We start from the raw sequence: 1,613 nt of genomic DNA, 5'->3' as shown, positions 1-1,613 counted from the left end.
TCGGCGGTCATGGCTTCGCCACGCTTTTGCAGGGCGTTACCACCCAAGGCTACGACTACACGCATTGCTTGATCCTTCTGATGTTTGAAATGGTCTATAGGGTGAGCTTGGTTTTTGTGTGGCACAGGATAAGCGGGATAGGCGTTTGGCCTCATATCGCGCGATGCCAAATCCTTGTCTTTGCGTGCCAGAAAAAACGGCCGGGAATCAACCCGGCCGGCAGCTTAGGGGGCAGCCTGTTTATTGATCGCCCAGTGTTGCAACCATGATGGCCTTGATGGTGTGCATGCGGTTTTCTGCCTGCTCGAAGGCTACGTTGGCATGGCTTTCAAACACCTCTTCGGTCACTTCGATACCATTGGCGAATTGCGGATACTGGCTGGCCACTTCGGCACCCACGGTGGTGTCGCTATTGTGGAAGGCTGGCAGGCAGTGCAGGAATTTGACCTGCGGGTTCTGCGCTGCCGCCATCAGGCGGGCGTTGACCTGGAATGGCGATAGCAGGGCAATGCGTTCGTCCCAGACTTCTTTGGCTTCGCCCATCGACACCCAGACATCGGTGTGGATAAAGTCGGCGCCCTTGACGGCTTCTTCCGGCAAATCGGTCAGCGTCAGCGTGGCGCCGGTCTTGACGGCAATGGCATGGCACTCTTCGATCAGTTCGGCTTCCGGCCACAACTGGGTCGGTGCGCCAATGCGTACATCCATGCCCAGCTTGCAACCTACAACCATCAGCGAGCGCGCCATATTGAAGCGGGCATCACCGACATAGGCGTAGGCAATTTGCGACAACGGCTTTTCGCTGTTTTCGATCATGGTCAGCACGTCGGCCAGCATCTGGGTTGGGTGCCATTCGTCGGTCAGTCCGTTGTACACCGGTACACCGGCGTTGTCGGCCAGCTCCTGAACCACGTCCTGCTTGAAGCCGCGGTATTCGATTGCATCGTACATGCGGCCCAGTACACGGGCGGTGTCTTTCATCGACTCTTTGTAGCCGATCTGCGAGCCGGACGGCCCGAGGTAGGTCACATGTGCGCCCTGATCGTAGGCAGCCACTTCAAACGCGCAACGAGTACGGGTCGATGCTTTTTCAAAAATCAGCGCAATGTTTTTGCCAACCAGATGCTGTTCTTCGTGGCCTGCATATTTGGCACGCTTCAGGTCACGGGACAGGTCCAGCAGGTAACGGATTTCGCGTGGAGTAAAGTCCAGCAGTCGCAGGTAATTACGGTTCTTCAGGTTGAAAGCCATGCTGATAATCCTGTGGGTAAAGCCAGCATCAGGCTGATAGCTGTCGTATTGCCTGATGCTGAAAATAAAAGCAGAGCTGGAGATGCATGGATACGGACACTCCATTGGAGGAGAACAAACCGAGCTTGAATGCCCGCTTGCATGCATCTGTGGTGCCAACTCTGAAAAAAGAGAGACTTGCCATGGCGCCCGGATGGGATTCGGGCTGATCCGCCATGCATGGGCATGGCGGATGTGTACTGCTTTTTATCTGCGGCGGGCGTTAGCCCGGCGTGCCCTGCTTATACGCGGGTTACATCGCCTGCCTGGTTAGGGAAGTAATCCTCACACGTGCCTTCGCGATACACGTCGGCGGTGGAGCA

At 56.2% G+C, this 1,613-nt stretch carries 2 protein-coding genes; one reads left to right on the top strand and one right to left on the bottom strand.

The window, feature by feature from the left end; translation table 11 throughout:
* Window positions 1–269, top strand: a 269-nt coding sequence (locus GQF02_RS15870; RefSeq protein WP_220789525.1) for a hypothetical protein, incomplete at its 5' end; no start/stop codon positions are given.
* On the opposite strand, the gene GQF02_RS15710 is transcribed toward GQF02_RS15870, so the two are convergent.
* Entirely contained in the window at window positions 241–1,251 is a 1,011-nt protein-coding gene (locus GQF02_RS15710) for an ornithine carbamoyltransferase (RefSeq protein WP_124736497.1), read from the bottom strand. The two genes, GQF02_RS15870 and GQF02_RS15710, sit on opposite strands and share 29 nt — an antisense overlap.
* Window positions 1,252–1,613: the final 362 nt, after the last annotated feature.

It is taken from the genome of Craterilacuibacter sinensis (assembly GCF_009831765.1).
Classification (GTDB): domain Bacteria; phylum Pseudomonadota; class Gammaproteobacteria; order Burkholderiales; family Chromobacteriaceae; genus Craterilacuibacter; species Craterilacuibacter sinensis.
The sequence above is the reverse complement of the archived record's forward strand: the minus strand, read 5'-3'. Positions and strand labels throughout refer to the sequence as shown.